The organism is Paenibacillus sp. P22, assembly GCF_000469945.2.
In the GTDB taxonomy this organism is placed as follows: Bacteria; Bacillota; Bacilli; order Paenibacillales; family Paenibacillaceae; genus Paenibacillus_O; species Paenibacillus_O humicus.
Map to the genome: position 1 here is coordinate 1 of NZ_CBRA020000227.1, position 6,853 is coordinate 6,853.

Annotated in this window: 4 protein-coding genes and 1 riboswitch; of the genes, 2 read left to right on the top strand and 2 right to left on the bottom strand. The window is 62.3% G+C overall.

Going from position 1 to position 6,853, the window contains the following annotated elements; genetic code table 11:
* Window positions 1-110 precede the first annotated feature (110 nt).
* Both BN871_RS23850 and metA read right to left on the bottom strand, forming a co-directional pair.
* On the bottom strand, window positions 111-1,280 hold the full coding sequence (locus tag BN871_RS23850; RefSeq protein ID WP_048749418.1) for an aminotransferase class I/II-fold pyridoxal phosphate-dependent enzyme: 1,170 nt from the start codon (window positions 1,278-1,280) through the stop codon (window positions 111-113).
* 64 nt (window positions 1,281-1,344) lie between these two features.
* Complete coding sequence (gene metA, locus BN871_RS23855; RefSeq protein WP_048749421.1) at window positions 1,345-2,262, bottom strand: homoserine O-succinyltransferase; 918 nt, start codon at window positions 2,260-2,262, stop codon at window positions 1,345-1,347.
* A gap of 133 nt (window positions 2,263-2,395) precedes the next feature.
* A riboswitch (SAM riboswitch) is annotated at window positions 2,396-2,519 on the bottom strand.
* A 279-nt stretch (window positions 2,520-2,798) separates the two neighbouring features.
* Between metA and uraA the strand changes: the two genes are divergently transcribed.
* Both uraA and BN871_RS23865 read left to right on the top strand, forming a co-directional pair.
* Complete coding sequence (uraA, locus tag BN871_RS23860; protein WP_048749423.1) at window positions 2,799-4,106, top strand: uracil permease; 1,308 nt, start codon at window positions 2,799-2,801, stop codon at window positions 4,104-4,106.
* Between the two features lie 207 nt (window positions 4,107-4,313).
* Window positions 4,314-6,853 (top strand): hypothetical protein (locus BN871_RS23865; protein WP_053087039.1); only part of this gene is annotated, 2,540 nt, incomplete at its 3' end.

Sequence of the window (6,853 nt, forward strand, 5' to 3'; positions counted from 1 at the left end):
CTGGAGGCGCCCGTGAACTCGTCCACCTCGGAGCCGAAGTGGATCAGCTTCGTGGCGAAGCGCCGCTTGTCCGCGGCGCGCCCGTTCTCCGGCCTGCTTGCCCTGTCCGCTCATGCCTGCACACCGCCTTCGATCTCGGTCCGCGCGGCTTCCAGTGCCTGCCCGAGATCATCGATGAGATCGTCCGCATGCTCGATGCCGACCGAGAAGCGCAGCAGCCTGTCGTCCACGCCTACCGCGCGGCGGATCTCCTCCGGAATGTCCGCATGCGTCTGGACGGCCGGGTACGTCATCAGCGACTCGACGCCGCCGAGGCTTTCGGCGAAGGCGATGAGCCTGATATGGCGCAAAATCGGCTCGACGTAGCGGGCATCCTTGACTTTGAAGGAGAAAATGCCCGTATTGCCGGAGGACTGCCGGTTCTGGATCTCATGGCCGGGGTGATCCTTGAGGCCCGGATAGAACACTTCCGCGACAGCGGGATGCCCTTGAAGATATTCCGCCAGCCGCGTGGCGTTGTATTGATGGCGCTCCATGCGCAGGGCGAGCGTCTTCATGCCTCTCATCAGCAGCCAGGAATCCTGGGGCCCGAGCACCGCCCCGATGGAGTTGTGCAGAATGCCCATTTCCTTCGACAGCTCCTCGCCCTTGGTGACGATGAGTCCGGCGAGGACGTCGTTGTGTCCGCCCAGATACTTGGTCGCGCTGTGGATGACGATATCCGCGCCGAGCTCCAGCGGGCGCTGGAAGAACGGCGTCAGCAGCGTATTGTCCACGATCGTCAGCAGGCCCTTGTCCTTGGCCCAGCCGCATACCGCCTTGATGTCCGTCACCATCATGAGCGGATTGGTAGGCGTCTCGATCAGCACCGCCTTCGTCTCCGGACGGCGCAGCTTCTCCATCCCCTCGATATCGTTCGTATCGATGTAGGAGGTTGCGACGCCGAAGCGGGACATGATCCGCTCCAGCAGCCTGTAGGTGCCGCCATACAGGTCGAGGGAGACGATGAGATGATCCCCTTGGCTGAACATGGCGAAGATCGTCTGCAGGGCGGCCATGCCGGAGCTGCAGGCGAACGCGGCGTCGCCGGATTCGAGCTCTGCGGCGGCTTCCTCCAGGACGCTGCGGGTCGGGCTCTTGGTGCGGGCGTAGTCGAATCCGGTGCTCTGGCCGAGGCGCGGGTGCCGGTAGGCGGTCGCTTGGTAGATGGGATAGCTGATCGATCCGGTGACCGGCTCTTCGATGGATCCGATTTGGGCAAGGCGGCTTTCGATCTTCATGGGCTGCTGGCTCCTTCGCTTCAATAAAGTAGGATGAATGGGTTCGAACGGCCGGATTCCGGACTTATATATGTGCTCCGAGATCAAACGGCGTCTGCTGGTAGACGTAGTAGTTCAGCCAGTTGGAGTACAGCAGGTTGGCATGCGCCCTCCAGGTGGACAGAGGCTTGCGGGACGGATCGTCGCCGGGATAATAGTTGACCGGCAGGGCGATCTCCATGCCTTTGGCGACGTCGCGGTCGTATTCGTACTTGAGCGTCTCCGGATCGTATTCGGAATGGCCGGTGACGAAAATCTGGCGCCCGTCCTTGGAAGCGACGAGGTATACGCCGGCATCCGGCGATTCCGACAGGATGTCGAGATCGGCGATGCCCTCGATATCCTCGCGGCGGACCTCCGTGTGGCGCGACTGCGGCACGAAGAACAGCTCGTCGAAGCCGCGCAGCAGGTTGACGCCGCGCTTCTCCACCGTGTGCGGAAACACGCCGAAGATCTTCCGGTCCAGATCGTACTTGGGCACGCCGTAATGATGGTACAGGCCGGCCTGGGAGGCCCAACAGATATGGAAAGTCGAAGTCACGTGGCTGCGGCTCCAGTCCATGATGTCCTTGAGCTCTTCCCAGTAGTTCACATCCTCGAATGCCATCTGCTCCACCGGAGCGCCGGTGATGACCATGCCGTCGAAATAGAGATGGGCGATCTCGTCGAACGTCTTGTAGAACGATTGCAGATGGTCCGACGACGTATTCTTGGACGTATGCGTGCGCGGATGCAGCAGGACGGCCTCCACCTGCAGCGGCGTATTGCCGATGAGGCGGAGCAGCTGCGTCTCCGTCGTTTCCTTGTTCGGCATCAGGTTGAGGATTGCGATCCGCAGCGGGCGGATATCCTGATGGTAGGCGACGCTTTCGTCCATGACGAATATATTCTCTTCCGCCAGAACCTCCTTGGCGGGCAAATGGTCGGGTACTTTGATCGGCATGCCTGTCACTCCTTTTTCATGAATTGGACGGTATCGCAGGGGTCGGGGCCACAGGCGCCGCTGCATGCAAAAAGACCCCTTCTCGCGCTTGAGAAAGGGTCGCAGGGTCGTATCGACGGAAACACATGCGCCTCTCTCATCTCCCAGACACGCCGCTGCCGCACGCGCATCCGCATCCGCAAGAATTAGCACCGTGCGTTCGCACGCCGGTTGCCGGGCTTCATCGGGCTGGTCCCTCCGCCTACTCTTGATAAGAAAGTATCGATATTCAATTTGGCCATTCGGCTTCTGTACCTACAATACTGGATACCTGGGCGGGCCGTCAAGAAGCGAATTGCATCCAGCAGCGCCGCTCCAAAATATTTCCCATTGCTAAAACCGGCAGAAACGGATAAAATCAACGAAGTTTTGTCCGCTTGCACCCGTACGGCGGCTATAGCTGCCAGGCAAGCGGAATGTCGCGGCGACAAGGGCGGAATGGAGCCTGTCTGCCGTTTTCCTTCACGAACAAATCGAGAAAAAGGGGCGTCATGAATTTGAAGCGTGAAATCGGAGTATTGGAAAGGCCGCCGCTCGGCCCGGGCCTTCTCCTCAGCCTGCAGCATCTGTTCGCCATGTTCGGATCAACCGTGCTTGTGCCCAACCTGCTTGGTGTAAACCCGGCAATCTGCCTGCTCATGAACGGCATCGGCACCTTGTTCTACATCCTCCTGACCAAAGGCCGCATCCCGGCTTACCTCGGCTCCAGCTTCGCCTTCATCGGACCGGCAATGGGGGTCATCACCGCCCATGCTTCCGGCGGAGGCTACGCGGCAGCGCTCGGCGGCTTCATCGTAGCGGGCATCGTCTTTTCGATCGTCGCCCTCATCGTGCAGGCGGCGGGCACGGGATGGATCCATGTCGTCTTTCCGCCGGCGGCGATGGGCGCCATTGTCGCCGTCATCGGGCTTGAGCTCGTACCCGTCGCCGCGCGCATGGCCGGCTGGATCGCCCCGGACGCGGCGACGGCGGCCTCTTGGACTCCCGATACGAAAGTCATCGCCCTATCCGTCATCACGCTTCTCGTCACCGTCCTCGGCTCCGTCCTCTTCCGCGGCTTCCTGAAGATCATTCCGATTCTGATCGGCATCGTCACCGGTTATGTCGTCGCTTATTGCATGGGAATGACGGGCGAAGCGGCCAAAAAAATCGCAGCAGCCGACTGGTTCCAGCTTCCGCATGTGACGACTCCGGTGCTGGACTGGAACGCAATCGCCATCATCCTGCCGGCTGCCTTCGTCGTCATCGCCGAGCATGTCGGCCATCTCGTCGTCACCGGCAACATCGTGAAGAAGGACCTGTCCAAGGATCCCGGCCTGCACCGCTCGCTGCTCGGCAACGGCCTCAGCACGATCGTATCGGGCTTCGTCGGAGCGACGCCGAACACGACCTACGGCGAGAACATCGGCGTGCTCGCCATCACCCGCGTCTACAGCACCTTTGTCATCGGCGGCGCGGCAGCCATCGCCATCCTGCTCTCCTTCCTCGGCAAGTTCTCGGAGCTCATCGCCAACATTCCGCCGGCGGTCATGGGCGGCGTCTCCCTGCTGCTGTTCGGAGTCATCGCGGCTTCCGGACTGCGCATCCTGATCGAGGAGAAGGTCGATTACAGCCGGCCGTCGAACCTGTTCCTGACGACAGTCGTGCTTGTGACCGGCCTCAGCGGCGTGACGCTCAAGTTCGGCGACTTCTCCATCTCCGGCATGGCTTTGGCAACCGTCGTAGCGGTCGTGTTCAGCCTGCTGTTCAAGCTGTTCGAAGTGACCGGCCTCTCCAACGAAAAGGATGGGGCGGAAGGGCACTAATCGTATCTTTTTCAAGGATGGAAAGAGTTTCCGCGGCTGTTTATCAGCCTTGGAAGCTCTTTTTTTGCTTTCCGGCCGAGGCGGCTTTTCCGCCGCCATCTCCGATTTCCATCTGATTAATCGACCGATTTAGCCGGTATCCCGCCCCTTGCTGGGCACCTTAAAATGTAAGTGCTTACATTTTAAATCGGACAAGGGAGGTCTATCGTGTTCAAATCCATCTGCATCACCCTGCTCGCAGCCGCTCTATCGCTGCCTGCCCAATTGCCGGCCGCCGCCGCGGCTGCGGATGAGGCTCCTCAAGCCTCGAGCGAAGCCTACAGCTGGGGACGGGCTGCTGTCGTCGGCGGAGGGTTCATTCCCGGCATCGTCTACAGCAAGGCCGAGCAGGGGCTTGCCTACGTCCGGACGGACATGGGCGGCGCCTACCGGCGGGACGCCTCCACGGGCGGCGTCTGGAAGCAGCTGCTGGAGGGAGTCGGCATGGAGGAATGGAATCTGCTCGGCGTGGAAAGCATCGCTCCCGACCCGTCCGATCCGGACCGGGTCTATGCCGCGCTAGGCACCTACACCAATGACTGGACCGACATGAACGGCTACATCTACCGCTCCTCCGACCGGGGGGACAGCTGGCAGCGGACGGAGCTTCCCTTCAAGCTGGGAGGCAATATGCCGGGCCGCTCCATGGGCGAGCGGCTGGCCGTCGATCCCAACGACGGGAACATCCTGTACCTCGGCGCGCGCAGCGGCTACGGGCTGTGGAAAAGCACCGATGCCGGGGCCACCTGGAGCCGGGCATCATCCTTCACCGCCATCGGCTCGGCTGCCGACGATTATATGAAGGATCCCATCGGCGTCGTCTGGGTGACCTTCGACCCTTCGTCCGGAACGAAGGGGAGCGCGACCCCGGTCATCTATGCAGGGACGGCCGACCGGGACGCCGGCATCTATCGCAGCCGGGATGCCGGAGCGACATGGGAAGCCGTGCCGGGCCAGCCCGGCCAGGGCTTCCTGCCGCATCACGGCGTCCTCTCGTCCGACGGCCGGCTCTACGTGACCTACGCCAAGGATATCGGTCCTTATAACGGCGGCGAAGGCTCGGTATGGGTTCTCGATACGGGTTCCGGACAATGGAGCGACATCAGCCCGGAAGGCGCCGGAAGCACCTCCAGCCCGTACGGCGGCCTCGCCGTCGACGCCAGCCGTCCCGGCACCGTCATGGTTGCGACGATGAACAAATGGTGGCCGGACGAGCAGATCTACCGCAGCCTCGACGGAGGCCGGACATGGAAGCCGTTCTGGACGTACGGGAATTACCCGGAGCGGAACAACAGCTATGAGCTGGACTACTCCCTTTCCCCTTGGCTGGATTGGGGGGTGAAGGACAAGCCCTTGCCCGAAGCTTCGCCCAAGCTGGGCTGGATGATCGGCAGCCTGGAGATCGATCCGTTCGACTCCGGCTCGATTCTGTACGGAACGGGAGCGACGCTGTACGGCGCTGCCGACGTGACCGCGCTCGACCAGCCTCTTACGGCGGGAGGCAGCGTCTACGGGCCCGTGCATCTGTCCGTCCAGGCGGGCGGCATCGAGGAGACATCCGTGCTGGGGCTCATCAGCCCGCCGGCAGGAGCTCCTCTGCTCAGCGCGATGGGCGATATCGGAGGCTTCCGCCATGCCGATCTGTCCAAAGCCCCCGAGATGATTACAAATCCTTATATCGGAACAAGCACGGATCTGGACTATGCCGAGCTTGACCCCGATTTCATCGTGCGGGTCGGCAATGTTTCCGGTTCGGATCTCGGCATCGGGGTATCCCGCGACAACGGCGCCACCTGGAAGCCCGGCACGAATCCATGGGGCAGCGGCCTTTCCGTGAACGGCGGTTATGTGGCGGCTTCCGCCGACGGACGCTCCATCCTCTGGAGTCCGGAAGGGCAGCCTATCAGCCGGTCCTCCGATGACGGACAGACCTGGCAGCCGTCGACGGGCATTCCGGCCGGCGCAGCCGTCAGCTCCGACCGCGTCGATCCGGACAAGTTCTACGGCTTCAGCGATGGCTTCTTCTACACGAGCACCGATGGCGGAGCGACCTTCCGGCAGGAGGCGAGCGGGCTTCCGAAGCGGATCACCAGCAAATTCAAGGCCGTTCCGGGTGTTGAAGGCGATATTTGGCTTGCCGCGGCAGCGGACAATAAAAATCCCGGGGACGCCTTCGGCCTGTACCGCTCCACGGATTCCGGAGCCAGCTTCCGGCAGGTTCAAGGCGTCGGGGAGTCGGCTTCGATCGGCTTCGGCAAAGCCGCTCCCGGACAGCCTTACATGACGGTGTACAGTTATGCGAAGATCGGCGGCCAATGGGGCATCTACCGCTCCGATGACGCAGGCGGCCGCTGGACGCGGATCAATGACGACGCCCATCAGTTCGGCGCCGCCAACCGGACGATTACCGGGGATCCGAGGGTGTACGGCCGCGTATATGTCGGAACCAACGGCCTCGGCATCGTGGTCGGGGAAAGGCAGGCCGGGGAGCCGAATCCGGGCACGCAGCCTTCGCCAAGCGTTGATCCGGCTCCGAGTACGGAACCTTCGCCGAGCGCCGATCCGACTCCGAGTACGGAACCTTCGCCAAGCGCCGATCCGACTCCGAGTACGGAGCCTACTGCGACGCCGGCTCCCGGACCGGCTTGGACGCCGAATCCGACTCCGGGCGCTTCGCCTGCCCCATCGGCGGTTCCTGCGCCGTCATC